Origin of the sequence: Paractinoplanes toevensis, assembly GCF_018332695.1 — a bacterium.
In the GTDB taxonomy this organism is placed as follows: domain Bacteria; phylum Actinomycetota; class Actinomycetes; order Mycobacteriales; family Micromonosporaceae; genus Actinoplanes; species Actinoplanes toevensis.
This window is the reverse complement of sequence record NZ_BOQN01000267.1, coordinates 1-514: the sequence shown is the minus strand read 5'-3', so window position 1 is coordinate 514 and position 514 is coordinate 1. Positions and strand designations below refer to the sequence as shown.

Sequence of the window (514 nt, the reverse complement as noted above, 5' to 3'; positions counted from 1 at the left end):
TCGGCCATCAGCGCGGCGATCCCCGAGCCGTCGATGCCGTCGGCCTTGAATCGGCGGCCGGCCGCCTCGATGATGCGCCGCCGCGTCTCCTGCTTGTGTTCTCGTCCGTATCGCACCCGCGCACGCTCCTTCACTCGTCCGGCCGGCGGCTGGTCGCCACCTCCGGGCACATTGAGCGTACGACCGTAATTTAAACTTTCCCAACCTATTGCCCACCACCTCCTCCCGCCCTATGGTCGTATGAGCGTAATACAAACGACGAGGGAGCCGACGATGACAGCGACACGGCCGGGGATGCTCGTGACGGGTGCATCCACGGGCATCGGCGTGCTGCGCCACATCGCGCCGTCCCGGACCTCCGACAGCAGCACCTCGCCGCGGACACCTTGATCATCTACGGCGACGCCGGGCACGCCCTGATGTTCCAGCACGCCAAGACCTTCGTCGCGGACGTGACCACCTTCCTCGCCGCCTGACCCAGCCCGCCGATACGGCTCGGTGAACGGGCCGTATC

The 514-nt window shown here is 66.7% G+C and carries 1 protein-coding gene; it reads right to left on the bottom strand.

Annotated features, from left to right (window positions below; all coding sequences use genetic code 11):
• Nucleotides 1–230: 230 nt before the first annotated feature.
• Nucleotides 231–514: hypothetical protein (locus Ato02nite_RS51135; protein ID WP_213013992.1), on the bottom strand; the 284-nt coding region annotated here is incomplete at its 5' end.